General features: G+C 71.3%; 26 protein-coding genes and 1 pseudogene. 14 read left to right on the top strand and 13 right to left on the bottom strand.

Features of this window, described 5'->3' with window-relative positions:
• Window positions 1-85: 85 nt before the first annotated feature.
• From O7603_RS00235 to O7603_RS00225, 3 genes are read left to right on the top strand one after another with little or no spacing between them, the layout of a single operon-like run.
• A complete protein-coding gene (locus tag O7603_RS00235) occupies window positions 86-1,135 on the top strand; it encodes an LLM class flavin-dependent oxidoreductase (protein ID WP_281573619.1) in 1,050 nt (349 codons plus the stop codon).
• Window positions 1,128-2,159, top strand: a complete 1,032-nt coding sequence (locus O7603_RS00230) for an LLM class flavin-dependent oxidoreductase (protein WP_281573618.1) — start codon at window positions 1,128-1,130, stop codon at window positions 2,157-2,159. The genes O7603_RS00235 and O7603_RS00230 overlap by 8 nt, the downstream gene beginning before the upstream one ends.
• Window positions 2,160-2,174: 15 nt before the next feature.
• Window positions 2,175-2,900: an NAD(P)-binding domain-containing protein gene (locus O7603_RS00225; protein WP_281576911.1), complete on the top strand. Its 726-nt coding sequence runs from the start codon at window positions 2,175-2,177 to the stop codon at window positions 2,898-2,900.
• Between the two features lie 89 nt (window positions 2,901-2,989).
• On the opposite strand, the gene O7603_RS00220 is transcribed toward O7603_RS00225, so the two are convergent.
• Window positions 2,990-3,178, bottom strand: a complete 189-nt coding sequence (locus O7603_RS00220) for a ribonuclease (protein ID WP_281573617.1) — start codon at window positions 3,176-3,178, stop codon at window positions 2,990-2,992.
• A 239-nt stretch (window positions 3,179-3,417) separates the two neighbouring features.
• Here O7603_RS00220 and O7603_RS00215 point away from each other — a divergent pair, with 239 nt between their 5' ends.
• The 3 genes from O7603_RS00215 to O7603_RS00205 all read left to right on the top strand — a co-directional run bounded on the left by O7603_RS00215 (window position 3,418) and on the right by O7603_RS00205 (window position 5,352).
• The gene (locus O7603_RS00215) at window positions 3,418-4,200 is read left to right on the top strand and encodes an alpha/beta hydrolase (protein ID WP_281573616.1); all 783 of its coding nucleotides are present in this window, start codon (window positions 3,418-3,420) and stop codon (window positions 4,198-4,200) included.
• A 159-nt stretch (window positions 4,201-4,359) separates the two neighbouring features.
• Complete coding sequence (locus O7603_RS00210; protein WP_281573615.1) at window positions 4,360-4,704, top strand: MmcQ/YjbR family DNA-binding protein; 345 nt, start codon at window positions 4,360-4,362, stop codon at window positions 4,702-4,704.
• A 93-nt stretch (window positions 4,705-4,797) separates the two neighbouring features.
• Window positions 4,798-5,352, top strand: a complete 555-nt coding sequence (locus O7603_RS00205) for a sigma-70 family RNA polymerase sigma factor (RefSeq protein ID WP_281573614.1) — start codon at window positions 4,798-4,800, stop codon at window positions 5,350-5,352.
• An 81-nt stretch (window positions 5,353-5,433) separates the two neighbouring features.
• Here O7603_RS00205 and O7603_RS00200 read toward each other — a convergent pair whose 3' ends face one another.
• The gene (locus O7603_RS00200) at window positions 5,434-6,135 is read right to left on the bottom strand and encodes a YcnI family protein (RefSeq protein ID WP_281573613.1); all 702 of its coding nucleotides are present in this window, start codon (window positions 6,133-6,135) and stop codon (window positions 5,434-5,436) included.
• A 200-nt stretch (window positions 6,136-6,335) separates the two neighbouring features.
• Between O7603_RS00200 and O7603_RS00195 the strand changes: the two genes are divergently transcribed.
• Window positions 6,336-7,799, top strand: a complete 1,464-nt coding sequence (locus O7603_RS00195; RefSeq protein ID WP_281573612.1) for a PepSY domain-containing protein — start codon at window positions 6,336-6,338, stop codon at window positions 7,797-7,799.
• A 93-nt stretch (window positions 7,800-7,892) separates the two neighbouring features.
• Here O7603_RS00195 and O7603_RS00190 read toward each other — a convergent pair.
• Both O7603_RS00190 and O7603_RS00185 read right to left on the bottom strand, forming a co-directional pair.
• Window positions 7,893-8,111 (bottom strand): annotated as a pseudogene (locus O7603_RS00190) (iron chelate uptake ABC transporter family permease subunit); the annotation flags it as partial.
• A 30-nt stretch (window positions 8,112-8,141) separates the two neighbouring features.
• Window positions 8,142-8,543, bottom strand: coding sequence for a hypothetical protein (locus O7603_RS00185; protein ID WP_281573611.1), 402 nt, complete (start codon window positions 8,541-8,543; stop codon window positions 8,142-8,144).
• 297 nt (window positions 8,544-8,840) lie between these two features.
• Here O7603_RS00185 and O7603_RS00180 point away from each other — a divergent pair, with 297 nt between their 5' ends.
• Together O7603_RS00180 and O7603_RS00175 are read left to right on the top strand one after the other, a co-directional pair.
• Window positions 8,841-9,215 (top strand): PadR family transcriptional regulator, encoded by a 375-nt coding sequence (locus O7603_RS00180; protein WP_281573610.1) that lies wholly within the window; start codon window positions 8,841-8,843, stop codon window positions 9,213-9,215.
• Complete coding sequence (locus tag O7603_RS00175; RefSeq protein WP_281573609.1) at window positions 9,212-10,585, top strand: permease prefix domain 1-containing protein; 1,374 nt, start codon at window positions 9,212-9,214, stop codon at window positions 10,583-10,585. The genes O7603_RS00180 and O7603_RS00175 overlap by 4 nt, the downstream gene beginning before the upstream one ends.
• Window positions 10,586-10,630: 45 nt before the next feature.
• Here O7603_RS00175 and O7603_RS00170 read toward each other — a convergent pair whose 3' ends face one another.
• From O7603_RS00170 to O7603_RS00135, 8 genes are all read right to left on the bottom strand, one after another.
• Window positions 10,631-11,644 (bottom strand): sulfate ABC transporter ATP-binding protein, encoded by a 1,014-nt coding sequence (locus O7603_RS00170; RefSeq protein ID WP_281573608.1) that lies wholly within the window; start codon window positions 11,642-11,644, stop codon window positions 10,631-10,633.
• Window positions 11,641-12,474: a sulfate ABC transporter permease subunit gene (locus tag O7603_RS00165; RefSeq protein ID WP_281573607.1), complete on the bottom strand. Its 834-nt coding sequence runs from the start codon at window positions 12,472-12,474 to the stop codon at window positions 11,641-11,643. Before O7603_RS00165 ends, O7603_RS00170 begins: the two co-directional genes overlap by 4 nt.
• On the bottom strand, window positions 12,467-13,312 hold the full coding sequence (gene cysT, locus O7603_RS00160) for a sulfate ABC transporter permease subunit CysT (RefSeq protein WP_281573606.1): 846 nt from the start codon (window positions 13,310-13,312) through the stop codon (window positions 12,467-12,469). The genes O7603_RS00165 and cysT overlap by 8 nt, the downstream gene beginning before the upstream one ends.
• A complete protein-coding gene (locus tag O7603_RS00155; protein WP_281573605.1) occupies window positions 13,309-14,328 on the bottom strand; it encodes a sulfate ABC transporter substrate-binding protein in 1,020 nt (339 codons plus the stop codon). The genes cysT and O7603_RS00155 overlap by 4 nt, the downstream gene beginning before the upstream one ends.
• Window positions 14,329-14,520: 192 nt before the next feature.
• Window positions 14,521-16,179 carry a family 10 glycosylhydrolase gene (locus O7603_RS00150; RefSeq protein ID WP_281573604.1) on the bottom strand — a complete coding sequence of 553 codons (1,659 nt, stop codon included), beginning with the start codon at window positions 16,177-16,179 and terminating at the stop codon, window positions 14,521-14,523.
• Between the two features lie 86 nt (window positions 16,180-16,265).
• Window positions 16,266-16,898, bottom strand: coding sequence for a hypothetical protein (locus O7603_RS00145; protein ID WP_281573603.1), 633 nt, complete (start codon window positions 16,896-16,898; stop codon window positions 16,266-16,268).
• Window positions 16,899-16,968: 70 nt separating this feature from the next.
• A complete protein-coding gene (locus O7603_RS00140; protein ID WP_281573602.1) occupies window positions 16,969-18,189 on the bottom strand; it encodes a DUF6596 domain-containing protein in 1,221 nt (406 codons plus the stop codon).
• Window positions 18,186-18,515, bottom strand: a complete 330-nt coding sequence (locus tag O7603_RS00135) for a YciI family protein (RefSeq protein ID WP_281573601.1) — start codon at window positions 18,513-18,515, stop codon at window positions 18,186-18,188. The genes O7603_RS00140 and O7603_RS00135 overlap by 4 nt, the downstream gene beginning before the upstream one ends.
• Before the next feature lie 330 nt (window positions 18,516-18,845).
• Between O7603_RS00135 and msrB the strand changes: the two genes are divergently transcribed.
• From msrB to O7603_RS00115, 4 genes are read left to right on the top strand one after another with little or no spacing between them, the layout of a single operon-like run.
• Window positions 18,846-19,313: a peptide-methionine (R)-S-oxide reductase MsrB gene (msrB, locus tag O7603_RS00130; protein WP_348651046.1), complete on the top strand. Its 468-nt coding sequence runs from the start codon at window positions 18,846-18,848 to the stop codon at window positions 19,311-19,313.
• Window positions 19,310-19,828, top strand: a complete 519-nt coding sequence (gene msrA / locus O7603_RS00125; protein WP_281573600.1) for a peptide-methionine (S)-S-oxide reductase MsrA — start codon at window positions 19,310-19,312, stop codon at window positions 19,826-19,828. The genes msrB and msrA overlap by 4 nt, the downstream gene beginning before the upstream one ends.
• A 35-nt stretch (window positions 19,829-19,863) precedes the next feature.
• Window positions 19,864-21,090, top strand: a complete 1,227-nt coding sequence (locus O7603_RS00120; RefSeq protein ID WP_281573599.1) for an epoxide hydrolase family protein — start codon at window positions 19,864-19,866, stop codon at window positions 21,088-21,090.
• Between the two features lie 7 nt (window positions 21,091-21,097).
• Complete coding sequence (locus O7603_RS00115; RefSeq protein WP_281573598.1) at window positions 21,098-22,045, top strand: redoxin family protein; 948 nt, start codon at window positions 21,098-21,100, stop codon at window positions 22,043-22,045.
• A 64-nt stretch (window positions 22,046-22,109) separates the two neighbouring features.
• Here the strand turns inward: O7603_RS00115 and O7603_RS00110 are convergent, their stop codons facing one another.
• Entirely contained in the window at window positions 22,110-26,039 is a 3,930-nt protein-coding gene (locus O7603_RS00110) for a ThuA domain-containing protein (RefSeq protein ID WP_281573597.1), read from the bottom strand.
• 448 nt (window positions 26,040-26,487) lie between these two features.
• Here O7603_RS00110 and O7603_RS00105 point away from each other — a divergent pair, with 448 nt between their 5' ends.
• Complete coding sequence (locus tag O7603_RS00105) at window positions 26,488-26,895, top strand: Fur family transcriptional regulator (RefSeq protein ID WP_281576910.1); 408 nt, start codon at window positions 26,488-26,490, stop codon at window positions 26,893-26,895.
• Window positions 26,896-26,909: the final 14 nt, after the last annotated feature.

The following is a 26,909-nucleotide window of genomic DNA, read 5'->3' as shown; positions in this document are numbered from 1 at the left end:
TACAAGCTACCGTGTTGACATGTCAATCGTCGACGGCTCCCTGCCGGCGAGGGGCCCACAGGGACCGAGTGTGAGGAGGAAGACGATGACAACCGAGCGTTTCGAACTCGGGCTCAACTCGTTCGGGGAGGTGGCCACCGACGGCGACCGCGTCCTGAGCGACGCCGAAACCCTGCGGCTTCTCGTCGACGAGGCGCGGCTCGCGGAGTCGGTCGGACTCGACGTGTTCAGCCTGGGTGAGCACTACCGGGAGGGCCACAACGACTCGGCGACGCCCGTGCTGCTCGCGGCGGCCGCGACGGCGACGGAGCGGATCCGCCTCGGCACCTCGGTCACGGTGCTCAGCACGAACGATCCGGTACGGCTCTACCACGAGTTCGCGACCCTCGACGCGGTGTCGAACGGCCGCGCCCAGCTGGTGCTCGGACGGGCGTCGGCGACCGAGTCGTTCCCGCTGTTCGGGTACGACCTGGCGGACTACGAGCGGCTGTTCGAGGAGAAGCTCGACCTGTTCGTCCGGCTCCAGCGGGAGGAATCGGTGACCTGGTCGGGAACCGTACGCCATCCCCTGGTCCGGCAGCGGCTGCACCCGCGGATGCGGCCGGGTGGCATCCCGACATGGATCGGCGTCGGCGGAAGCCCGAACTCGGTGATCCGCGCCGCCCGCTACGGGCTTCCGCTCATGCTCGCGATCATCGGCGGTCGGCCGCAGCGGTTCGCCGGTCACGTGGAGCTCTACCACCAGGCGCTCGAGCAGTTCGGGCATACCGCGCAGCCGATCGGGCAACACTCGCTCGGCCTCGTGGCGGACACTGACCAGGAGGCGGTGGAGACGTGGTGGCGGTACTGGCAGCCGGTCGTGGCGCGACTCGCCGAGGAACGCGGCTTCTACAAACCGGACCGGGCGCGCTACACGGCCGAAATCGACCACGGAGCGCTGTTCGTCGGGTCACCCGAGACGGTCGCCTGCAAGATCGCCACGGTGGCGCGTGACCTGCGCCTGAGCCGTTTCGACCTCAAGTACGACATCATGCACCTGCCTCGCGAGGCACGCGCGCGCACCATCGAGCTGCTCGGCAGCGAGGTCGCGCCGCGGGTCCGGGAGCTGCTGGCGAAGGAGCCCACCCATGTCTGATCTCACGTTCGGCCTCGACACCTTCGGCGACGTGCCGGAGGACGACTCCGGCAAGCCGCTGTCGCACGCCGCGTCGATCCGGCAGGTCGTCGACGAGGCGGTGCTGGCCGACCAGCTCGGCGTCGACGTCATCGCCCTCGGCGAGCACCATCGGCCGGAATACTCGATCTCGACGCCGGAGACCGTGCTGGCCGGGATCGCCTCCCGCACGTCGCGCATCCGGCTGGCCTCCGGGGTGACGGTGCTGAGCTCCGACGACCCGGTCCGGGTGTTCCAGCGCTTCGCCACGGTGGACGCGCTGTCCCACGGGCGGGCCGAGGTCATCCTCGGGCGCGGCTCGTTCACCGAGTCCTTCCCGCTGTTCGGCTACGACCTGGCGGACTACGACACGCTGTTCGAGGAGAAGATCGAGCTGTTCGTGAAGCTGCTGGACGAGGAGCCGGTCACCTGGAGCGGCACGCTGCGCGCCCCGCTCAAGGATGCCGACGTCTTTCCCAAGACCGAGTCGGGGCGCCTCACCACCTGGGTCGGTGTCGGTGGCTCGCCGCAGTCGGTCGTGCGCACCGCCCGCTACGGCCTCCCGCTCATGCTCGCCATCATCGGCGGCGCCCCCGACCGCTTCGCGCCGTACATCGACCTCTACCGGCGGGCGGCCGACCAGCTCGGCACGACGGCGCACCCGGTCGGGATGCACTCGCCGGGCTTCGTCGCCGACACCGACGAGGAGGCGAAGGAGGTGTTCTGGCCGTACTACCGGGTCATGCGGGACCGGATCGGGGCGCTGCGGGGCTGGCCGCCGATCCGTCGCGCGGAGTTCGACTCCGAGGTGGAGCGCGGTTCCCTCTACATCGGCTCGCCGGAGACCGTGGCCCGCCGGATGGCCCGCGCGATCCGCAGTCTCGGCGTCGGCCGGTTCGACCTCATCTACACCGCCGGGGCGCAGCCGGTGAGCGCCCGGATGCGTGCTGTGGAGCTGTACGGCACCAAGGTGATCCCCATGGTCCGTGACATCCTGGCCGGCTGACCGGACCCACGCCGCATCGGCACCTGGAAGGAAGACATGAACGACAGCGCCCTGAACGGGCCGCAGACCCTCGGTGTCCTCGGCGCCGGCAAGGTCGGTACGGTGCTCGCCCGGCTCGCTCTCGCCGCCGGCTATCGGGTGCTCGTCGCCGGCTCCGGCGACCCGGCGAAGATCGCCCTCACCGTCGAGGTGCTCACACCCGGAGCGGTCGCCACCAGCGCCGCCGACGCCGTGGCCGGCGCCGACGTCGTCATCCTCGCCCTACCGCTGGGCAAGTACCGCGGCATCCCGGCCGAGGCGTTGCGCGGCAAGCTCGTCGTCGACGCCATGAACTACTGGTGGGAGATCGACGGCATCCGCGACGACCTCACCGACCCGCGAACCTCGTCGAGCGAGACGATCCAGGCGTTCCTGCCCGGCTCCCGCGTCGTCAAGGCGTTCAACCACATGGGGTACCACGATCTCGAGGACGAGGCGCGGCCGACCGGAACGGCCGGCCGCAAGGCCATCGCGATCGCGGGAGACGATCCCGCCGACGTGGCCGCGGTCGCCGCCCTCGTGGACGCGCTCGGCTTCGACCCGGTCGTTGCCGGCCCGCTCGCCGAGGCCGTACGGCTGGAGCCGGGCAGCGAGCTGTTCGGCGCCAACGTGAGCGCCGAGGAGGTGCGCGCCATGCTCGACCGCTTTCCGGAGTCCGAGCGTGGGCGGATCGTCGCCGCCGCGCGAGCCGCGACGCCGTAGGAGGTGGCCTGGCCGCTGGTCGGGTCGGTCCGCGTCGTGCTGGTACACGTACTCGGCCGCGCAGCGGGGGCCGCCGCGGCACCCGCCGGCTACTCCTCCGGGACGCCCGGACCGACCTCGCCGCGCCTCAGGTGCTCGGCGTTGCGGTCGGCCTCGCTGTCGGCGTGCGCGGCCCCCGCGCCCGGGTCCGCGGTGCGGCGCCCCTCGGCGTCCTGATACACCTCGCCGCTCTCGAGCGCGCGCTCCTGCTGCCGCCGGCTGTGCTCAGGTGTGGTCACAACGACCCAACTACCCTGCTGCCGTACCGCCAAACGAGGGCCCTGGTAGGGATCATGAGACCCTGGCCCACGTGGCCGAACCGATCGATTCCTCCCTCGCCGATGCCGAACTGGCCGCCTTCATCGAGGCCGTTCGGCAGGACCCCGGACCTCCGGCCCGTGCTGCCGGAGCGGCGGAGCTGCGACGTGCACAACGGCTCCGGGTCGGCGCACGCCCGCCAGGCCCTGAGATCGCCCGGGTGGAGGATCTGACGGTCGGGTCGACCGCCGTGGGGACGCGCCTCTACCGGCCGTCAGCGGCGGCGCAGCCGCTGGTGGTGTTCCTGCACGGCGGGATGTGGACGATCGGCGACCTTGAGTCGCACGACCGAGCATGTCGCCGCCTGGCGGTCCAGACCGGTGCGGCCGTGCTGAGCGTCGACTTCCGACGGGCTCCGGAGCACCCGTGGCCGGCCGCCGTCGACGACTGCGTGGACGTCCTCCGCTGGGCGGTGACGGGTGGGGGTTCGAGCGCCGCCGTCGGGGGCCCGACAGTCGTCATGGGCGACAGCTCCGGCGGGAACCTCGCCGCGCTCGCCTGCCTGCGCCTGCGCGAGGAGGGCGGCCCACTGCCGGCCGCCCAGATCCTGGTGTATCCCAACACCGATCTGACGCTCTCCTGTCCCAGCGCGCGGACGAAGGCCACGGGTTGGGGCCTGAGCACCGACGACGTCGCCTGGGGGGCCGAGCAGTGGGTCCCGGACCCCTCCCGGCGCGCCGACGCCGGGGTCAGTCCGCTGTTCGCCGCCGACCTTGGCGGGCTGCCGCCCGCCGTCGTCGTCACCGCGGAGCACGACCCGCTCCGGGACGAGGGCAACGCGTACGCGGCCCGGCTGGCGGCGGCCGACGTTCCGGTCAGGCACCGCTGCGAGCCCGGGATGGTGCACGGATTCCTCACCCTCGACACCATCTCGCCGGCCGCCGCGGCGGCCGGCGGCCGGGTCTTCGCTGACGTCGCCGATCTGGTCGTCCGGCTCCGCTGACGTCAGCGCCGGCGGTGAGGACCTGGGGCGGCCCAGCGGGTGCGGGCGGATGGCCGGTCGGGCGGGCGGATGATCTCGTCGCCGAGTCCCGGCGGCCGGCGCGGCGGCGCGGTGGTTAGGCTGTACGGATGCAGGGGGCGGTGTCCGGGAGCGACCTCGATGGCTGACGCCGACGATGTCCGTCGGCTGGCGCTCGCGCTGCCCCAGGTGGTCGAGATCGACAGCGAGGGCTTCGACTTCCGCGTCGCCGACAAGGGTTTCGTCTGGTCCTATCCCGAACGCAGACCCGGCGCGAAACCCGTCATCCGCACCGACATCGCGGTGCTCTACGTCGGCGACGAGGCGGAGAAGCAGGCGTTGCTCCTCGGCGAGCCCGACGTCTTCTTCACCACGCCCGCGTACGACGGGCTGCCGCTGGTCATGCTGCGGTTGGCGCAGGTCGACGTCGAGCGCCTGACGGAACTCGTCACCGACGCGTGGCGCATGCGCGCCCCGACCGGCTGACCAACCGGCGGGGAACTTTCGGGACTCCCGGCACGACTACTGGTGCATGCAGCGATCATTGCGCCGCCCGCGACGGTCGAGCGGGGGCGGCGGGTGAGGGACGACGATGCCGCGGTGACGGCGTGGGCGCTCGCTGCGGGTCGTGGCGACCGGGAGGCCGCCACCCGCTTCATCCAGGCCACCCAGCGTCAGGTGTGGCGGTTCGTCGGTCACCTGTCGAGTCCGGGTGAGGCCGACGATCTCACTCAGGAGACCTACCTGCGGGCGGTGCGGTCGTTGCCGACGTTCGCCGCGCGCGCGTCGGCCCGGACGTGGCTGCTCGGCATCGCGCGGCGGGTGGTGGTCGACCACATCCGGGCCACCACGTCGCGCCCGCGAACCGTTCCCCTGTCCGAGCGCCACGACCCGGCGGACGCGGGAAGCGGGTTCGACGGTGTGGTCGCGCTGGAGGCCGTCCTGCTGACGATCGACGCCGATCGGCGGGAGGCGTTCGTCGCCACGCAGATCGTCGGCCTCTCGTACGCCGAGGCGGCGGAGGTGTGCGGCTGCCCGGTCGGCACGATCCGTTCCCGGGTGGCCAGGGCTCGGGAGGATCTCGTCGTCGCCCTCGACGGCCGCCGGCCCTCGGTGCGCGGACGGGTCGGCTGAGATCGCACCGTCGCGACCAGCGGGACCCGGGGACCTGCGGTGCCGGCCGGACAGCCCGGCCGGCACCGGCGAGGCGCGGGCTCAGCGCGGCTGCCCGGCGCGGCGGTAGCCCAGCAGACCGGCGACGAGACCGGCGAGGCCGAGCAGGATACCGACGATTCCGTAGCCGTCGCCGGTGCCGCTGTCGTCGCCGGACGTCGCCGCGGCGGGGACGGGCTGGGCCGACGCGGCGGCGGTGTCGGCGTCGGCCGCGGCGAGCTTGAGCACCGGGGCCGGGTGCTCCGGCTCCTGGCCCGGGGCTGGCTCGTCGATCCAGCGGACGACGTCGCCGTCGGAGTAGGTCTGCAGCGCCTTGAACACCACCTGGTCGGCCGCGGGCAGCGGACCGAGGGACACGTCGAACTCCTGGAACTGCTTCGGCTTGATCGCGGCACCGGAGCCGGCGGTCCAGGTGATCTTGCTGACCGCCTCGGTGATCTCACCGTCGTGGTTCTTGATCGGCGCGGTGAGTTTCGTCGTCTCGGTGGTGGCGGTCCAACCGGCCACCGGTTTGAGGGACACCGAGGCGATCGGGGTGGCGGTCGGGAGGTTCACCTCGACCTTCGTGGTGTCGGCGTCGTCCTTCTCGTTGGGTACCCGGAACGAGACCGTGGTCCAGCCGCCCGCCGTGGCGGTGCCCGGGTTGACGGTGACGTGCGCGGACGCCGGGCCGGCGACCGCGACGGTGAGCGCGGCGGCGCCGGCGGCGATGGCGGCCAGGCGCACGAGCAGGGACCGATTCATGACGGTCGTCCTCGCTTCTCGGATCACGTGGAACCGGTCCGTCCGGCCACCGTGTGTCAGTCGGCCGCGATCCCGGCTTGGTTCCCGGACTCCCCCGAACGGTTGTTTCCGGAGATCGCGGCGACCGAGCGGGAACTGATCGACCGGATCGTCCGACTACCGCTTCCGACGCCCTGTCCCGGAGAGATCGGACGGCCCGCATGACCGCCACGACCGACAGACGACCCGCCCCGGCTTCCCCGCCCTCGGCCTCGGCCGCCGCGGCCACGGCCTGGGGTGGGCTGCTGCTGCGCATCCACTTCTACGCCGGAATCCTGGTCGCCCCGTTCCTGGTGGTCGCGGCGCTGACCGGGCTGGCGTACACCGTCACCCCGCAGGTGGACCGGGTGATCTACGGCGAACAGCTGCTCGTTGACGAGGTCGGCGGGCCGACGCGCCCGTTGGCCGAACAGGTGGCGGCGGCCCGGTCGGCTCACCCGGACGGCACACTGGCGACCGTGGCACCCGGCGACGGGGACACGACCACGCGAGTGGTCTTCGACGTTCCGGGGCTGGGCGAGAAGCAGCACACCGTCTTCGTGGACCCCTTCACCGCCCAGGTGAAAGGGACGCTGACGACCTGGTTCGGGTCGACGCCGGTGACGACCTGGCTGGACGACCTGCACCGAAACCTGCACCTCGGCGTGGTCGGCCGCCACTACTCGGAGCTGGCCGCGAGCTGGTTGTGGGTCCTGGTCCTCGGCGGGATCGTTCTGTGGTGGCGCCGGCAGCGCCCCGGCGTCGGCCGGCTGCGCCGACTCTTCGGCCCTGACCTCACCGCCCGTCGCGGGGTACGCCGCACGCGTGGCTGGCACGCGGCGACCGGGCTGTGGTTGGCGGTCGGGCTGCTGGTCCTGTCGGCGACGGGGCTCACCTGGTCCCGCTACGCGGGTGAGAACTTCGGCGCCGGCCTGGACGCGCTGAACTCGCGGAGCCCCGAGTTGTCCGCCGTCCTGCCCGGCGCCGCCGCGACGTCGACCGGGACCGGCCACCACGGCGGCTTCCCGACCGCGGCCGGCGACGCCACGCCCGTCGACCCCGCCCTCACCGATCCCGTGCTCGCGATAGCCCGGGACGCGGGCCTGCACGGCCCGGTCGAGATCACGCCTCCCGCCGACGCGCAGTCGGCGTGGACGGTGACACAGGTCGACAACGTGTGGCCGGTACGCAAGGACCGCGTGGCGGTCGACCCGGCCACCAGCACGGTGACCGCGCGCAGCGACTTCGCCTCCTGGCCGCTGCTGGCGCAGCTGAGCAGCCTCGGCGTACAGGCACACATGGGCCTGCTGTTCGGGCCGGTCAACCAGATCCTGCTCGCCGCGCTCGCGGTCGGCCTGTTGTGTGTCATCGTCTGGGGCTACCGGATGTGGTGGCAGCGGCGCCCCACCCGCACCGACCGCCGGGCGTTCGTGGGCACGGCACCCGCCCGAGGCGCCTGGCAGCGGCTACCGGGCTGGGGCATCGCCCTCGGCGTGCCGGCGGTCTTCGCCATCGGGTGGGCGCTGCCGCTGTTCGGGGTGACCGTGCTGGCCTTCCTCGCCCTGGATCTGGCGATCGGCGCCTGGACAGCGCGGCGGGGAAAGGCCGGTGACGTCAGCGTGGCCTCCTCGGTCCCTGGTCGTTGACCGGCCGTCCACCCAGAAGATGCTCGCCGGCGACGCGCGTGGCGAGGTCCGGGTCGACGTGCGCGTACCAGATGTCGTCGGTGCGAGCGCCGCGCGGCGGCCGGCGACGGCCACCACGACGGCGAACGCGGCCAGCGCGCCGGCGAAGGAGCCGCCGGTGAGCGCGGCGACCCCGCCGCCGAAGCCGACGACGAGGGTCGCGACGGCGCCGAGTGACGCTCCGGACGAGACCCCGAGCAGGTACGGGTCGGCCAGCGGATTACGGGTGAGGGTCTGCATCACCGCACCCACCGCCGCCCGGCCCGCCCCCACCGTCGGGGGTAAGTCCGGGCCAGACGCGGCTCAGCCGCAGTTGCCCCAGCTGGACCGGCCGGCGCTCTGCCAGCTGGTGAAGTAGAGGACCTCACCGCTGTACATCACGCACTTGTCGCGGGCGGAGCGTTGGATGGCGGCGTAGTACTTGAAGTTTCCGGAGTCGTAGACCCAGGAACCGCCCTCCACCCGGATCCCGGCGGAGACGCCGGTGGTCGAGCCGACGGCGACCCGCTTGAGCGTGGCGACGCAGTTGTACGCGGTGGCGCTGTTGTACATGAGGTAGACGTCGCCCACCTTGGTGCCGTCCGGCGCGGTGATCGACCGGTGGCCGTCACTGGCGTACGCCCACGAGCCGCCGAAGTCGTTGTTGCAGGCCTGCGCCGCGGTGAACGGATTCGTCGCGGCCCGAGCGGGCGATGCGAACGTCACCGCCGCGACAGTGGCGGCAAGGATCGAGATGGTCAGTCGTCGCGCTGGTCCACGCACACAATCTCCCAGGATGCTCCGGCGCCAAGATCGCACATGAGCCCGCCATGATGCCACAGTGGACGCCCGGCAGGGATCGAGGGTCGTATCGACCGGTGCCGTGCTGGGTGACGGTGTCCGACGCCGGTGATGCCGGACCGGTCGGCACGGCGGCTGGCGTCGCGGTACCCGCCTTGTGTCGCTCAATACCTAGAACTACGATGCATCATAGATCTAGGGTATAGGTGGGGAGGAGGTCTCGTGAGGGTCACCAAGGATCTCGTGGCTGCCTCGGCGACACCGATGGTGCTGGGCATCCTGGCCGAGGGTGAGAGCTACGGCTACGCCATCCTCAGGCAGATCAACGAGCTGTCCGGCGGCGAGCTGGAGTGGACCGAGGGGCTGCTCTACCCGCTGCTGCACCGGCTCGAGCGCCTCGGGCACGTGGAGTCGAGCTGGCAGTCGGCCACCGGGGAGCGGCGGCGCAAGTACTACCGCATCACCGGCAGCGGCATGGCCGAGCTCGCCGAGCAGCGCCGGCAGTGGGACACCGTCGTGGACGCGCTCAAGCAGGTCTGGCTCGGCTCCGGCGATTTCCGGCCGTTGACGGCGATCCCGCTGGAGGGCCTGGCATGACGGCGCCAGACGGTCGGAACGAGCTGGAGACGCAGTTCGCCCAGTGGCGTCAACACGTGCAGCGCCGCCCGGAGCTGCGCCAGTCCGACGCCGACGAGCTCGAGGACCATCTCCGGGGATCGGTCGACGAGCTCATCGCCGTCGGCCTCCACGCCGACGAGGCGTTCCTGGTCGCGGTCAAGCGCATGGGCAGCCTGAACGACCTGTCCCGCGAGTTCGCCCGAGAGCATTCCGAACGGCTCTGGAAGCAACTGGTGCTGACCGGCGAGACCGACAGCCCGGGAACGGACAGCCGGTCGCGGCGTGACCTGATCGCGCTGATCATCTGCGCGGCGGGCGCGGCGGCGTCGGTCAAGGTGCCGGAGCTGTTCGGGATGAGCCTCGAACACGACGCCGCGTTCTACGGTCCCAACGCCAGTCTGTTCGCGCTGCCCTGGCTGGCCGCCTTCCTGGCCTGGCGCCGTCGGGCCGGACGGGCGCTGATCGGGGTGCTGCTGGCGTTGTTCGCGCTGGGCGCCGTCGCGGCCAACGTCTATCCACTGGCGGACGACTCCCAGTCGGTGGTCGTGACCAGCATCCATCTCCCCCTCGCGCTGTGGATCGTGGTCGGCGTGGCCTACGTGGCCGACGATCTTCACTCGTCACGCCGGCGCATGGACTTCATCCGCTTCACCGGTGAATGGTTCGTCTACTACGTCCTCATCGCCCTCGGTGGCGGCGTGCTGACCGCGTTCACGTTCGGCACCTTCGAGGCCATCGGGATCTCCCCGGAGGGCTTCGTCTCCCGGTGGCTGATCCCCTGCGGCGCCGCCGCCGCGGTGGTGGTGGCCGGGTGGCTCGTCGAGGCCAAGCAGAGCGTCGTCGAGAACATCGCCCCGGTGCTCACCCGACTGTTCACACCGCTGTTCACCGCGACGCTGCTCGCCTTCCTCGTCGCCCTCGGTGTCACCACCGCCGGCATCGACGTCGAACGGGAGGCGCTGATCCTGTTCGACCTCCTGCTGGTCGTGGTGCTGGGTCTGCTGCTCTACGCGATCTCCGCCCGCGATCCGCTGGCCCCGCCCGGCCTGTTCGACAAGCTGCAGCTCGCCCTCGTGGTCAGCGCACTGGTCATCGACGTGCTGGTGCTGGTGGAGATCACCGGACGCATCACCGAGTACGGGACCACCCCCAACAAGGCCGCGGCGCTCGGCGAGAACGCCATCCTGCTGGCCAACCTCGCCTGGTCGGCGTGGCTCGTGCTGGGTTTCGTCCGCCGACGGAGACCATTCGCGGCGCTCGAGCGCTGGCAGACCGCCTACCTCCCGGTGTACGCCGTCTGGGCCTGGATCGTGGTCCTGGTCTTCCCCCCGGTGTTCGGCTATCACTGAGCACCACCGCCCCGGCGCTCCCCCGAGCGCCGGGGCGGCGGTGGATCAGCGCGATCCGGCAAGGCTGGGTGCGGTGGACGGCAGTTCCCGGGGCGTTGCCACCGTGGTGGTGGGGCTGTTCGGCGCGACCCGGACCTGCACCACGGCGCCGGTCTCGATGCCGAGGGCGAGAAACTCGTTGCGGGTGAGAGTCACGGCGGCGACCTGGTCGGCGGCGGTGGTGACGTCCACCCGGATCTCGAAGCCGACGCGGGTGATCCGGGTGACCCGCCCGGAAACGCCGGTCGGATCCGCGTCGCCGGTGTGGATCCGCAGGTCGTGTGGCCGGACCAGCTGGTCGCCGAGTTGCGTCACCGGGCCGAGGAAGCGCATGACGAACTCGTTCGCCGGGTTGTCGTACAGCTCGTCGGGCGACCCGATCTGCTCCACCCGACCCTCGTTGATCACCACGATCTCGTCGGCGACCTCCAGCGCCTCCTCCTGGTCGTGAGTGACGAAGACGGTGGTCACGTGCACCTCGTCGTGCAGCCGGCGCAGCCAGTCGCGCAGCTCCTTGCGGACCTTCGCGTCGAGGGCGCCGAACGGCTCGTCGAGCAGCAGCACCGCCGGCTCGACGGCCAGCGCGCGAGCCAGGGCCATGCGCTGGCGCTGGCCGCCGGACAGCTGGGACGGCAACCGGTCGGCGAACTGCTCCAGGTGCACCAGGGCGAGCAGTTCGTCGACGCGTCGGCGGATCTCGTCCTTGCCACGTTTGCGGATCTCCAGCCCGAAGGCGACGTTGCGGCGCACCGAGAGGTGCTTGAAGGCCGCGTAGTGCTGGAAGACGAAGCCGACGTTGCGTTTCCGCGGTGCGAGGTTGGTGGCGTCGACGCCCTCGATCTCGACCCGCCCGGTGTCCGCGCGTTCGAGCCCGGCGACGATGCGCAGCAGCGTGGACTTCCCGCCCCCGGAGGGGCCGAGCAGGGCGGTGAGCTGGCCCGACGGGATGCTCACCGACACGTCGTCGAGCGCGACGAATCCCCCGAAACGTTTTCCGACGTTCGCGATCTCGATACTCACCGGGGTTCCTTCGGCCGGACGGCGGACACGACGATGATGCTCGCCACCGCGACGAGGGCGAGGAGGAAGGCCGTCGCGTACGCGCCGCTCTTGTCGAAGTTCAGGTACTTCTCCTCGACCACGAGGGTGGCGGTGCGGGTCTGGCCGAGCACGTTGCCGGACACGACCTTGACGGCCCCGAACTCGCCCAGCGAGCGGGCGAGGCTCAGCACGACCCCGTAGATCACGCCCCACTTGATCGAGGGCAGGGTGATCCGACGGAACGTCTGTAGGGCGTTGGCGCCGAGACTGCGGGCGGCCTGCTCCTGCTCGTCGCCGACCTCTTCGAGGACCGGCACGACTTCCCGGATGACCAGCGGCAACGCCACGAACACCGTCGCCATCACCATGCCCGGCACGGCGAAGATGATCTGCACTCCGGCGGCTTCGAGCGTCGGCCCGAACCAGCCGCTGCGGCCGCCGTAGACGAGCGCGAGGGCGAGACCGACGACGATGGGGGACACCGACAGCGGCATGTCGAGTAGGGCGTTGAGCAGCCGCTTGCCGGGGAAGTCATAGCGGACGAGCAGGATCGCCACGCCGACGCCGAACACGGTGTTGATCACGACGGCGACGACCGCGATGACCACGGTGAGCCGCAACGCGTGCACCACGTCCGGATCGGCGAGGATCGCGTTCAGATCGATGAGCCCGTCCGCGAACGCGTTGCGCCCGACGAGGTAGAGCGGCCACGCCACAAGGAGGAACAGGTAGGCGGCGACCACGAGGCGCAGCAGATGACGGCCGGGGCCGCGCCGGCCGGCGTGGGTGGCGGTGGCGCGCTCAGCCACGGCGCATCACCCTCCGCTGGAGGACGTCGAGCACGACGATGACGGCGAGCGAGATGGCCAGCAGGACCACCGCGACCGCCGCCGCGCTGTCGGAGTTGTCGTTCTCGATGCTGCTGAGGATGCGGACCGACGCCACCTCGGTACGCATGGGCAGGTTGCCGGAGAGCAGGACCAGCGAGCCGTACTCGCTGACCCCACGGGCGAACGACAGGGCCGCGCCCGCCGCGATGGCCGGAGTGAGGCTCGGCAGGATGATCCGCCGGAGGGTGGCGAGCCGGCTGGCGCCCAGCGACGCCGCGGCCTCCTCGACCTCCGGGTCGAGCTCGGCCAGCACGGGCTGCACGGTGCGCACGATGAACGGCAGCGTCACGAACAGGAAGGCGAGGAACACCGCGGCCCGGGTGTTGGCGACGTCGATCCCGAGCGGGCTGTTCGGGCCGTACAGCGACAGCAGCACGAGGCCGGCGACGATCGTCGGCAGGGCGAACGGGATGTCGATGAGGATCTCCAGCAGCCGCTTACCGAAGAACCGGTCGCGCACCAGGACCCAGGCGATCAGCGTGCCCATCACGATGTTGACCAGCGTCACCAGGAACGCGGTGCCGATGGTGAGCCGGATCGCGGCCGAGGTCTGCTCGTTGGTCACCGTGTCCCAGAACGTGCCCCAGCCGCCCTGCGACGCGGTCACGACCACGGCGGCCAGCGGGATGAGCACGAGCAGGCTGAACCAGAGCATCGCCACCCCGAGCCCCAGGCCGGAAGCCCGGCCCAGTGGCAGGCCGGGGGCCGCCCGGCGGTTGTCCGCCGGCCGGTCCGCCACGAGTGCCGTCGAGGTCACTTCGCCTTCCCGGACGCCGCGATGACCGTGGTGACGATGCCGTCCTTCTCGTCGAAGAACTTCTCGGACAGCTCGGACCAGCTACCGAAGTCCTTCTCGACGGTGAGCAGCTTCTGCGGCGCCGGGAACGGGTTGTCGGGGTCGATCGCGCCCTTCACCCCGGTGGTGTCGACGCCGTCGATGATCGGCCGGAAACCGGTGAGGGCGAACTGCCGCTGGCCCTCCGGGCCGAGGACGAAGTCGAGCCACTCCTTCGCCTTCGGGTTCGCGTTCGTGAGCACCGCGCCCGGATTCTCGATGAGGATGGTCGTCGCGGGCAGGATCCAGTCGAGTTCCTCGCCGTTCTGGCGGGCCAGGATCGTCTCGTTCTCGTAGGCGAGCAGGACGTCGCCGGTGCCACCGAGGAAGGCGGTGGTGGCGTCCCGGCCGCTGTTGGGCAGCGCCACCACGTTCGCGAAGAGCTTGGTCAGGTACTCCTCGGCCTGGGCGTCGGTGCCGCCGTTGGCGGCGATGTGTCCCCACGCCGCGAGGGCGTTCCACCGGGCGGCCCCGGACGAGCCGGGGTTGGGCGTGACGACGCCGATGCCCGGCTTGATCAGATCGTCCCAGCCCTGGATGTTCTTCGGGTTGCCCTTGCGCACGGCCAGGACGACGACCGACGACGAGACGATGCCCTTGGTGGGGCCGTCGTCCCAGCTCGCGTCGACCAGGCCGGAGTCGACCAGTCGGGTCACGTCGCTGGTGACCGAGAAGTGGACGTAGTCGGCCTTGAGACCGGAGACCACCGCCCGGCTCTGGTCGCCGGAGGCGCCGTACGAGGTCTGGAACCTGACCCCCCGGCCGGCGTCGGTCTTGTTCCACTGCGCGGCGATCGCCTTGTTCGCGGCCTCGGGCACCGCGTAACCGACGATGCTCAGCGTCGTCGAGCCACCGGCCGCCGGCCCGCCCCCGCAGGCCGACAGTGCCAGCCCGGCCACGAGGGCGAGAGCGACGGCGAGCGTGCCTCTCGTCCGCACGGGAAACCCAAGCTCCTTCGGCGCACGTCCGCGCGATGCGGCGCGCCCTTCTCGGTATTTCCTATCTGACATGTAGGGATAGTGGCCCAGACGCGATGGGCCGTCAAGAGGAAGTTCACTGGGTGGCGACGGCCCGCCGGCAGCGCTGGCTGGCGACGTCCGTCACCTCGCGGCCGGCGAGGAGGCGGCGCGCTACCGCGCGACGACGGGTACGGCCGCGCTGAGCCGCCCCTCGTTTCCACTGCGATCCAACCCGCCCACGCAGTAGGAGCCGGGGCGGTCGGCCGGCGCGCCGCGGTCGACCCAGCTCGTACCCCGAGTCGTGCCGACGAGTCGGGCGGTGTCGCCGTCCACCCGGTAGACGGCGAAGCTCGTGGCGACGTCGCCACGCCAGGTGAGGGTCACCCCGTCGGCGCTCTCCCGCCGCACCCCGGTGATCGTGGGCGCCTCCGGCGGCGCCGCCGGTAGCTGCGCCATCGCGGGCACCAGCGCCGGGCCGGCGTAGTGCGCGTCGCTGTACCGGCTGACCGCGCCGAGTTTGTCGGCGCGGACCTGCTTGGCGCTGAAGTGCACGCTGCCGCTCACGCCGTGCCGGCGGTTGAGGGCGAGTTGCCGGTCCAGCTCGGCCGGGTCGCGCCAGGCGCCCCGCTCCCCGACCCGATAGTCGGCCTGGCCGACGTAGAGCTGCACCCGCGTGCCCTTCACCGTGGCCGCCCACCAGGGCAGCAGCTTCGCGTAGTCGGCCTTGCCGAATCCGATGTGCCAGTAGAGCTGCGGCACGATGTAGTCCAGCCACTGCTCCCGCACCCACAGTCGGGTGTCGGCGTAGATGTCGTCGTAGCTCTGCAACCCGGCCGTGGCGGAGCCGGCCGGGTCGGTGCGCTTGTTGCGCCAGATACCGAACGGGCTGATCCCGAACTTCACCCACGGCTTGATCGCCTTGATCCGCTCGCTCATCTCGCGGACCAGCGTGTTCACGTTGTCCCGGCGCCAGGCGTGCTTGTCCGCGAAACCCTTGCCGTACCGGGCGAACGCCGCGCCGTCGGGGAAGTCCTGTCCCGCCTCCGGGTAGGGGTAGAAGAAGTCGTCGAAGTGCACCCCGTCGACGTCGTACCGCTGGACCGCCTCCAGCATCGAGTCCTCGACGAACGTGCGGGCCTCGGGGATGCCCGGGTTGAAGTAGAGGCGGCTGCCGGGCTTGTCGGCGCTGGGGTAGGTCACCGCCCAGTCGCGGTGCTGCCGCAGGGGATGGGTCGGCGCGAGCTGGTCCAGCCGCGGCCCCGGCCCACCCACCGTGGCCGGCTGCCCACCCCGGTAGGGGTTGAACCAGGCGTGGAACTCCAGGTTGCGGGCGTGCGCCTCGGCCACCATGAACTCCATCGGATCCCAGCCCGGGTCGCGTCCGTCACGCTCTCCGGTCAGCCACTCCGACCACGGCGCGTACTGCGACGGCCAGAGCGCGTCCCCGCTCGGCCGCACGTGCACGAAGACCGCGTTGTGGTTGCGCCGCACGGCGAGGTCCAGCCAGCCCCGGAACTCCTCGCGCACCGTCTCGGCCGGCAACCCTCGCCGGCTCGGCCAGTCGATGTTGTTGACCGTCGTGATCCACATCCCGCGCAACTCGCGCGGTGCCTGGGCCGTCCGTCCGGCGCACGTCCCAGCCTCGCCAGCCGGCCCGGCGCCGGACACGGCCCCGTCCCCCCGCTCCGGCGCACCGCCGCCGCCGACAAGTCGGCCCTGCAACGACCACGCTCCGGCCGCGACCACCACGGCGAGCGCGGCGACCACCGCGACGAGCACCTGCGTACGGCGGCGGGGAACGGCGGGTGCGGGCGGCTCGGCGGCGGGCATTGGCCCAGTCTGCCCAGCATCGCCCGCCGGGTGAACCGATTGGCCCGTTACTTAAAGATCAGCTAAGGGCGGCCGGTGGACGCGAGTCAGCGGAGCGAGGCGTACGCCAGCGGCAGCGGGGTGGGTTGGTTCGCCCACGTTCCGGCCAGCCGGCTCCCGGGGAGGTCGGTGTGCGCACCGACCCGCCGGACCACGGCGAGTTCGACGGATTCGGTCACGATGCGGACCGGGTCGCCGTCCTCGACGCGGTCGATCGAACGGATCTGCGGGACGTCGGCCCGATGGGCGCCCTCGACCGTGATCGCCATGCTCGGCGCTCGCCCCTCGCGGCGGCCGTCGACCTCGAAGTACTCCTCCGCCTGGCCGGTGTCGGCAAGGATCGCGCTGGCCAGGGCCGCGGCGTAGACCGGGTCGCCGCAGGCGTCGTACACCCAGCGCCGGCCCAGCACCGAGTGCTCGCAGGTGCCGACGAGCCACGGCTCCGCACCGTCCAGCGGCGCGCCCCGGTAGGTGAGCGGCACCTGGTGGATCGGCCCGGCGCCGGCGCGGACCAGCAGCGTCTCGATCCCCACCTCGCCGGCCGGGTCGTCGAAGCGGTACGCCGCCACGCGCTCGAGGTCGGCGCCGGCCTCTCCCCCGAACCAGGCGCGGCCCGGTAGCCAGGCGGCGAGCAGTTCCAGCTTCGTGGGGCGCAGTTCCGCCCGGTGCAGCAACGCCATACGCCGGATCATAGGGACCGCCCCCACCGGAGGCGGGAGCAGGTGCGGGGCAGCCCGCACCTTCGGGAGGTCACGGGCCGGCCAGTTGGTCGCGGCGACGGATGAGGTACTTCGTCTCGGCGGTGTTGCCGGCCAGCCCGATGGCCCGGTCGTACGCCGCCCGTGACTCCTCGCTCCGTCCCAGCCGGCGCAGCAGGTCGGCGCGGGTGGCGTGGTAGGCGTGGTAGTCCTCCAGCGGCAGACCGTCCACCTCCGCCAGCGCGACCTCCGGGCCGTCGAGCTCGGCGACCGCGATCGCCCGGTTGAGCCGCACGATCGGCGAGGAATCGAGGCGGACCAGTTGGTCGTAGAGCGCGACGACCTGCGACCAGTCGGTGTCACGAACGTCGCGGGCGTCGGTGTGGACGGCGTTGATCGCGGCGAGGATCTGGTAACGCCCCGGCGCCTGGCCGGAGGCGAGGCGCGCACGGACCAGGGCGTGGCCCTCGGCGACCAGCTCGCGGTCCCAGGCGCCGCGGTCCTGCTCGCCGAGGGCGACGAGTTCGCCGCTCGCCGACACCCGCGCGGCCCGGCGGGCCTCCGTCAGGAGCATCAGGGCCAGAAGTCCGGCGACCTCGCCGTCCGCCGGCAGCAGGGCACGGACCAGCCGGGTCAGCCGGATCGCCTCGGCGGTCAGGTCGCCGCGGACCGGCTCCTTCTCGGGGTCCGAGGCGAGGTAGCCCTCGTTGAAGATCAGGAAGAGGACGGCGAGCACCCCGGTGACCCGGGCCGGGAGGTCCTCACGCAACGGCACGCCATAGGGGATCCTGGCTGCCCTGATCTTCGCCTTCGCGCGGGTGATCCGCCGGCCGACGGCGGTCTCCTGGACCAGGAACGCGTGGGCGATCTCGGGCACGGTGAGCCCGCCGACCATCCGCAGGGTCAGCGCGATCCGCGCCTCCATGGCGAGCGCGGGGTGACAGCAGGTGAAGACGAGGCGGAGCCGGTCGTCGTCGATGGCGCCGAGCGGCTCAGGGATGTCGGACAGCATCAGCGCCTCTCTGTGCTTCTCCTCGCGCCTGACCTCACGCCGGAGCCGATCGATGGCCTTACGGTGGGCGGTGGTGGTGAGCCACGCGCCGGGGCTCGGGGGGACGCCGTCGACCGGCCAGCGTTCGACGGCGGCCGCGAACGCCTCGGCGGCCATCTCCTCGGCGATGTCGAGGTCCCCCAGGCGCCGGGCCAGGGTCGCGACCACCCGGGCCCACTCCTCGCGGTGGACCCGGGTGATCACCTCGCCGACGTCGGTCATCCCAGGAACGGCCGGAGCTCGACCCTCCGGTTGCAGTGCTTCGACCCCAGGGCGGCGAGCCGGAGCGCCACGTCGAGGTGGGGAGCCTCGATGATCCAGAAGCCGGCGATGTGCTCCTTCGACTCCACATAGGGCCCGTCGGTGAACACCGCCTCCCCGTCCCGGCCGTCGACGACGGTGGCCGTGCTGGGCGACGCGAGGCCGCCGGCGAAGACCCAGTGACCGTCGGACCGGAGTTGCTCGTTGAAGGCGTCGATCGCGGCCTGCTCCGCCGCGGTGGCGAAGCCGGCCGTGTCGTCGAGCACGGACATCAGGTACTGCGCCATCGAGACCATCTCCTGTCGTCGTGTGGCCGCCCCCTCGGGCCGCCTTCCACCCCTGCTACGAACGCCGCTGCCTCGATCCGACACGCTCCCCCGAGATCTCTTCCAGGATTCTCGTACGCCGCGCGGAGCGGCGGGGATCGGACGCGCCTGCCCATACCTCCCACCGGGCAGGAAATCGCGCGGTCGGCACCCGCTGGTGGGCTCTCGCCTCCGCTCGGCGTCGGCGCCCGGGAGCGGGCGTAGTCATCCGCAGGCCGGGTACGCGTCCGAGACGCATGCGGGCCGGAAGCCGGCCTTTCTTGCCCGACGATCTGTCTGGGAGGGAGAACGGTGTCACTCGACTACCGCAAGAACCCCGAAGCCATTTCCCGGCTGTCGCCGGAGCAGTACCGGGTCACTCAGGAAGCGGACACCGAGGCACCCTTCGACAACGAGTACTGGGACAACAAGGAGCCGGGCCTCTACGTCGACGTCGTGTCCGGCGAACCCCTGTTCGCCTCCGTCAACAAATACGACAGCGGTACCGGCTGGCCGACGTTCACCAAGCCGATCGAGCCGAAGAACGTCGTCGAGGTCCAGGACTCGAGTCTCGGCATCGTCCGCACCGAGGTCCGGTCGGCGCACGGGGACAGCCACCTCGGCCACGTGTTCGACGACGGCCCGATCGAAGCCGGCGGTCTGCGGTACTGCATGAACTCCGCCGCGCTCCGGTTCATCCGGCGCGACGACCTCGAGCGCGAAGGTTATGGCGCGTACCGCGGGGTGTTCGAGAACCCGGACGGGGAGCGACAGCCATGACCGACACGACCGAGAAGGCGGTCCTGGCCGGCGGTTGCTTCTGGGGGATGCAGGACCTCATCCGGAAACGGCCCGGCGTGGTCGCCACCAGGGTCGGATACACCGGCGGCGACGTGCCGAACGCGACGTACCGGAACCACGGTTCGCACGCCGAGGCGATCGAGATCATCTACGACCCCGGGCGGTTGTCCTACCGGGATCTTCTCGAGTTCTTCTTCCAGGTCCACGACCCCACGACCAAGAACCGTCAGGGCAACGACGTGGGGACCAGCTACCGGTCGGCCATCTTCTACGAGAACGACCAGCAGCGGAAGGTCGCCGAGGACACCATCGCCGACGTCGACGCCTCCGGCCTGTGGCCCGGCCGGGTCGTCACCGAGGTCAGCCCCGCCGGACCGTTCTGGGAGGCCGAGCCGGAACACCAGGACTACCTGGAGCGGTATCCCGAGGGCTACACGTGCCACTACGTCCGGCCGAACTGGAAACTTCCCCGTCGCGGCGAGAACGCCAGTTAGTGCTGCGGCCCCGACGAAACGGACAGGAGGCCCCCGTGGCTGTCAAGATGGAGGCGCGACCGCGCACCGCAGAGATCCGACCGTTCACGGTGGACATCCCGGAGGCGGAACTCGAGGCGCTGCGCAGACGCATCGCGGCGACCCGCTGGCCCGACAAGGAGACCGTCGCGGACCAGTCGCAGGGCACGCAACTCGCGACGGTCCAGGCCCTCGCGCGCTACTGGGAGAAGGACTACGACTGGCGCAAGGTCGAGGCGAGACTGAACGCCCTGCCGCAGTTCATGACCGAGATCGACGGGTTGGACATCCACTTCATCCACGTCCGCTCGAAGCACGAGGACGCGTTGCCGCTCATCGTCACGCACGGATGGCCCGGCTCGATCATCGAGCAGCTGAAGATCATCGGACCGCTCACCGACCCGACCGCGCACGGGGCGAGCGCGTCGGACGCCTTCCACCTGGTCATCCCGTCGATGCCGGGCTACGGCTTCTCCGCCAAGCCGACCGAGCCGGGCTGGGACCCTGAGCACATCGCGCGTGCGTGGACCGAGCTGATGAAGCGCCTCGGCTACACGCGCTTCGTGGCCCAGGGCGGCGACTGGGGAGCGGTCATCACGGACATGATGGGGGTGCAGGCGCCTCCGGAACTGGCCGGAATCCACACCAGCATGCCGGGCGTGTTTCCGCCCGACATCGACGCGCTGTTCCAGTCCGACATCACCGGTGCGAACAACGCGCTCGGCAAGCTGCCACCCACCGTCTCGGCGGAGGAGAAGCGCGCCTGTGAACAGTTGGACTTCTTCTGGAAGCACGGCGCGTACGGCCTCTTCATGGGCACGCGCCCGCAGACGCTGACCGGATTGGCGGATTCGCCCGTCGGGTTGGCGGCCTTTCTGCTCGACCACGACGCGGCCAGCCTGGCGCTGATCTCCCGGGCCTTCGCCGGACAGCCCGGGGGCCTGTCGCGGGACGACGTCCTCGACAACATCACGTTCTACTGGCTGACGAACACGGCGGTCTCCTCGGCCCGTCTGTACGCCGACAACACGCTGTCGTTCTTCGGCGCCAAGGGCGTGTCCGTCCCCGCCGCCGTGAGCGTCTTTCCCGACGAGCTCTACCAGGCTCCGCGGAGTTGGGCGGAGCAGGCTTATCCCCACCTCATCCACTACAACCGGCTCGACAAGGGCGGGCACTTCGCGGCCTGGGAGCAGCCAGAACTCTTCTCGGACGAGCTTCGCGCCGGCTTCCGGTCGCTCCGCTAGCCGACCAATGTCCGACCGCCCGCACCTGCCGTCGCTCGGCGGGGCCACCGAGTGGCTGAACTGCGCGCCACTCGACCCCGCCGGGCTGCGCGGCCGTGTCGTCCTCGTGAACTTCTGGACGTTGACGTGCATCAACTGGCTGCGCCAGGAGCCGTACGTCCGCGCGTGGTCGCAGACCTACGCCGCCGACGGCCTGGTCGTCATCGGTGTTCACACGCCGGAGTTCTCGTTCGAGCACGAGATCGACCGGGTGCGACCGGCCGTCGCGGCGCGCGGGATCGACTACCCGGTCGCGGTCGACAGCGACTACGAGGTCTGGCGTGCCTTCGACAACCACTACTGGCCGGCGTTGTACTTCGTGGACGCCGACGGCGTCATCCGCGACCAGCACTTCGGCGAGGGACGCTACGAGCAGTCGGAGCGCCGCCTCCAGCAGCTGCTCGGGATCGAGCGCGAACTCGTCCCCGTCGTAGGCCGGGGCGTGGAGGCGGAGGCCGACTGGGGCAGCCTGCGTACGCCCGAGACGTACCTCGGCTATCAACGCGGCGAGAACTTCGCCTCGCCGGACGGCCCCGCGTTCGACGAACGTCGCGTCTACACCGTGCCCGAGGGCCTGGGAGTCAACCGCTGGGCCCTCGCCGGCGAGTGGACGATCGGGCCGGAGAGCGCCGTGCTCGACCGGGCCGGGGGTACCATCGCGTTCCGGTTCCAGGCGCGCGACGCGCACCTCGTGCTGTCCCCCGGAGCACGCGAGCCGATCCCGTTCCGCGTGCTCCTCGACGGCGCGGCTCCCGGCGCGTCACACGGCGTCGACGTCGACGAGAACGGCACCGGCCTGCTCCGGGAGGGGCGCCTGTACCAGCTCGTACGACAGCACGACGCGGTCCGCGAGCGGACCCTGGAGATCACGTTCCTCGAGCCCGGCGCCGAGGCGTACGTGTTCACGTTCGGCTAGCCGGAGCCATCCCCGACGGGGCCGGCACGGGGAGACCCGTGCCGGCCGCATCGATGACGGCGGTTCAACTGCTGTACGCCTCCACCTCCCAGAGCGAGTGGCCCCACGGGGTGCCCCGGGCGGTGCCGTAGATCCGCAGATAACGACCGTTGGCGCCGAGTGCGGTGTGCTCGTCCACCCCGCCGTCGGCTCCGGCCACCGTCTTCACGTTGGCCCAGGTGGTGCCGTCGTTCGAGGTCTGGATGACGTACGAGCTGCTGTACGCCGCCTCCCAGCTCAGCTTGACCCGGCCGATCGCGGTCGGGCTGCCGAGGTCGACCCGGATCCACTGCGGGTCGGAGAACGCGCTCGACCAGCGGGTGGTCGGGCTGCCGTCCACCGCCTGCGCGCCGGACATGCCGGCCCCCTCGTCGCTGGACGTCAGCGTCGGCTTGTTCAACAGCAGGTTGGTGCCCGGCGGGCCGGTCGGACCACCGGTGCCGCCGTACACCTCGAACTCGAACAGCGAGTAACCCCAGGCGGTGCCGCGGGCGGTGCCGGTGAGCCGGACGTAGCGGCCGGAGCCGGTGAGCCCGGTCAGGTCGTCCACGCCGCCGTCGCCGCCGGTCACGGTCCGGATCGGGGTGAAGTAGACCCCGTCCGGCGAGGTCTGGATCTGGTACGCGCTGCCGTAGGCGGCCTCCCAGGTCAGCTTGACCCGGTTGATGGCGTAGGTGGCACCCAGGTCGACGTCGATCCACTGCGGGTCGCTGAACGTGCTGCCCCAGCGGGTGCCGAGCGCGCCGTCGAACGCGTTGGCCGCGACGAAGGCGCCCTCGACGCTGGACGCCCGGGCCGGCTTGCCCTGGGCCAGGTTGGTGCCCGGTTCGGGATCCGGACCGGGTCCCCCAGTGCCCGAGAGGGTGAACTCGTCGATGTCGAAGAATGGTCCGGTGCCCTTGAAGACCAGGTAGAGCGTCCGGGCACCGGTCGGGGCGGTGACCGCGCCGGTCACCGTGGCGAACGTGGCGTACCCGCCGGTGGGCACCACCGCCGCCTGGCCGACCAGCGGCCCGGTGGGCGAGTCCACCCGCAGCTCCAGCGTGCCGCCGCCACCGGCCGGGGCGCCGACGCGGGCGCTGAACGACTGCACGCCGGTCAGGTTGTACGGCTGGAACGAGATCCAGTCGTTGTTGTCGACGTACCCGATCGCGGCGCCGCCGTGCGCGCTGCCGGGCGTGACGACCTGGATGCCGGAGGAGTCGCCGAAGTGCTCGGCCTGGCGCACCCGCGGCTGCAGGACCGCCTGGGTGTGCGTGGTCAGCGGCGGCTGGCCGCCCCCGCCCAGGTCGGTGTACTCGGCGTCGATGATGCCGAAGATGTTCGCCGCGGTGTCGTGCTCGCCGTCGGCCGAGGTCTGGATGACCCCGCTACAGCCCTGCACGCTGCCCAGTTGGTGGCCGTGCGAGTCGTGACCGAGGACGTAGTTCACCTTCACCCGGGCGCAGTTGATCGCACCGTCCTGGGCGTCGGTGACGGTGACGCTGAACGGCACCGCGTCCCCGAAGCTGAACGTCCGTCCGTTGAGCGGGGTGTTGACGGTGACCACGGGGGCGCTGTTACCGACCGTGATGACCACGCTCGCGGTGGCCGTCTTGCCGGTGGTGTCCCGGACCGTCAGCGTGGGGCTGCGGGTCCCGTTGGTGGTGTAGGTGAAGCTCGGGTTGGCCGCGGTCGAGTCGGTGGTGCCGTTGTTGTCGAAGTCCCAGGCGTAGGTGAACGGGTCACCGTCCGGGTCGAGGGTGCCGGCCGACGAGAAGGCGACGGTGAGCGGCGCGACGCCGCTGGTCGGGGTCGCCGAGACGACGGCGCGGGGAGCCCGGCCCTCGCGGGCGTACTCGATGCGGTACAGCGCCGAGTTTGCGTCGCCGTTGAACCAGCCGGTGCCGTAGTCGAGGACGTAGAGCGCGCCGTCCGGGCCGAACTCCATGTCCATGACCTGGGTGCCGGCCCACGGGAACGGGTTGATCTTCAGGGGCTGGCCGGCGGCGTCGAGCTTGATGTTCTTGATCCAGCGGCGGCCGAACTCGCCGGCGAAGTAGGTCCCGTCGTAGTACTGCGGAAACGCCACGTCGGAGGTGTTGTTCGGGTCGTACCGGTAGACCGGGCCGCCCATCGGGGACAGGCCGCCACCGGTGAACTCCGGCGGTGAGCCAGAGCCGCCGTACGGCAGCCACGCCGGGACGGCCGGCGGCAGCTGGGTGATGCCGGTGTTGTTGGGCGAGTTGTTCACCGGCCCGTTGGCGCAGTCGAACTTCGGTCCGGACGGGCCGGACGGGAAGGTGTAGTCGTTGTAGGCGTCGTTGCGGGCGGTGCAGTACGGCCAGCCGTAGAACCCGGGCTGGCTGATCCGGGCGAACTCGACGTTGCCCGCCGGTCCCCGGTTCGGGTCGGCGGTGCCCGCGTCGGGACCGTAGTCACCGAGGTAGACGATCCCGGTGGCCTTGTCGACGCTCATCCGGAACGGGTTGCGGAAGCCCATCGCGTAGATCTCCGGGCGGGTCCGTGCGGTGCCCGGGGCGAACATGTTGCCGGCCGGGATGGTGTAGCCGCCGGCCGCGCTCGGTTTGATCCGGAGCACCTTGCCGCGCAGGTCGTTGCTGTTCGCCGAGGTGCGCTGGGCGTCGAAGGCCGGGTTCCGGCCGGCCCGCTCGTCGATGGGGGTGAATCCGGCCGAGTCGAACGGGTTGGTGTCGTCGCCGGTGGACAGGTAGAGGTTGCCGGCCGCGTCGAAGTCCATGTCACCGCCGACGTGGCAGCACATGCCCCGGCTGGTCGGCACGTTCAGGACGAGCGTCTCGCTGGCCAGGTTGATGGTGTTGTCCGGGTTCACGGTGAACCGGGACAGCCGGTTGACGCCGTCCCAGCGGGCGAAGTCGGCCGGGGTGCCGGTGGCCGGTGCTCCCCCGCCGGGGGTGTCCAGCGGTGGCGCGTAGTAGACGTACACCCAGCGGTTGCTGGCGAAGTTCGGGTCGGCCTTGATGCCCTGCAGGCCCTCCTCGTCCCCGGTGTAGACCGCCAGCGTGGCCGCGACCTTCGTGTTGCCGGCCGCGTCGGTGTGCCGGATGACGCCGTTGCGGGAGGTGTGCAGCACGCCCCGGTCGGGCAGCACGGTCAGGCTCATCGGCTCGCCGGTCTCGGCCGCGCCCTTGGCCAGCTCCACCTGCTGGAAGTTGCTGGTGACGGTGGGGCCGCAGTCCGCGTCGACCGCGCCGGCCGCGGTCATGATGCCGCCGAGCAGGTGCTGGCGGAAGTTCGGCTCGGCGTACGAGGCGTCGGTGTGGCCGAGGCCGGTGTACCAGGCCCGGCCGCCGGAGTAGTTCTGGCACCAGGAGATCGGGTGGTCGTACCCCATGCTTCCGCCGCTGTAGGTGCTCTCGTCCAGGGTGGCCAGCACGTGCACGTTGCCCCGGGGGTTGGCGCGGTAGTTGTACCACTCGTCCAGCCGGGTCCACCGCTGCGGCAGCGTCGCGGTGGACGGGTGCACCTGGTCGGCGACCTTGACGGTGGCGGTCTGGTCGGCCGGGTGCGAGGCGAAGTAGGCCCCGACCAGCCCGCCGTACCAGGGCCAGTCGTACTCGGTGTCGGAGGCGGCGTGCACGCCGACGTACCCGCCGCCGCCCTGGATGTAGCGCTCGAACGCGGCCTGCTGGGTGGCGTTGAGCACGTCGCCGGTGGTGGACAGCCAGATCACCGCGGCGAACCGGTCCAGGTTGGCGTCGGTGAACTGGGCCGCGTCCTCGGTGGTCTCGACGGTGAACCCGTTGGCGGCGCCGAGCTGCTGGATGGCGGTGATGCCCGGGGTGATGGATCCGTGCCGGAATCCGGCGGTCTTGGTGAAGACGAGCACGGTGAACGGCGCGGCGCTGGCCGCGGGGGGCGCGGCGGCTATGCCGCCCACCACGAGGATCGCGCTCAGCACGGCGCCGAGGCACGATCGCAGGGATCTGCGCACGGTGGGTCCTTTCGCGGTGTGGACACGGCGTGCGCCGATCACGCCTGGTGGGGGTGGAGGTGGTGGGGCCGAGCGTGGTTGCGGCTCGCCCGGCGCGCCGTCGCCGCCGCGAGCATGAGACATGTAAATGCATCGTTGCGGGCGGGTCGCGGGCTCGTCAAGCCCTCTCCCACCATCCCTGAGAGCGTTATCTCCGCAGCTCAACGGCGACTGCGGAAGGCGAGATCGAATTACGGTTTCGCGCCGCCGACCTCGCTCGGGCCGGCGGCCGAAGCCTCGGCGACTGGCCGTGTCCGAGACCACCGCGGCCGGACCGCGCCGGTGGCGGAACTCGAGCGGGCGGCGAGACGCCGCTCGCCACCCCTCGGGGCGGCGCCGTTCTTGATGCAATCAAGAACAAACTGGAGCATACTTACCCACCGTGGCCACGACCTCGAACTTCGAGCGGATGCTGCGCCGGGCCGCGCTGCGGGTGACCCGTCCGCGGCTGGCGGTGCTGACCGCGGTACACGCGGACCCGCACGCCGACACCGTCTCGATCTTCGGTGCCGTGCGGCGGGTGCTACCGGACGTGTCCCACCAGGCCGTGTACGACGTGCTGCGGGCGCTGACCGATGCGAGGCTCGTGCGGCGCATCCAGCCCTCCGGCTCGGTGGCCCGCTACGAGTCGCGGGTCGGCGACAACCACCACCACGTCGTGTGCCGGTCCTGCGGCGTCATCGCCGACGTCGACTGCGCCGTCGGCGAGACGCCCTGCCTGACCGCGTCCGACGACCTCGGCTTCTCGATCGACGAGGCCGAGGTCGTCTACTGGGGCCTGTGCCCCGAATGCGTCACGGAACCAGCAACCAGTTGACCGAACGAGACCGA

The organism is Micromonospora sp. WMMD812 (assembly GCF_027497215.1).
GTDB lineage: Bacteria > Actinomycetota > Actinomycetes > Mycobacteriales > Micromonosporaceae > Micromonospora.
Note: the sequence above shows the minus strand (reverse complement) of the source record. Positions and strands in the feature narration are given on the sequence as shown.